General features: G+C 66.3%; 1 pseudogene. It reads right to left on the bottom strand.

The features are described from left to right. Positions 1–300: pseudogene (locus BK665_RS33500) on the bottom strand (TolC family protein); the annotation flags it as partial.

Here is a 300-nt window from a genome sequence, read left to right on the forward strand (position 1 = left end):
TGCCACGTGCGGTGTCGACCCGCGCCATCAGGCTGTCGATCTGGGTCAGCAGGCGTTCGGCCGCCACGGCGCGCCAGTAGGCCGAGCGTACGTCCTGGACGATGGTGTTTATCACCTTGCGCCGGCGTTCCTGCACGATCAGGCGCTGGTCACCCTGTTGCTTGGCGCTGATGTAGCTGACGCCGAAGTCGAGGACGTTCCAGACCATGGTCAGGTCGCCGACGCGACGTTCACGGTCCTGGGAGGTCGACGGTTCCAACGACTGGGTGCCGGTGAGCACGCTCTGGCTGCTGGAGGCGC

This window comes from Pseudomonas frederiksbergensis (assembly GCF_003732665.1).
GTDB classification, from domain to species: domain Bacteria; phylum Pseudomonadota; class Gammaproteobacteria; order Pseudomonadales; family Pseudomonadaceae; genus Aquipseudomonas; species Aquipseudomonas frederiksbergensis_G.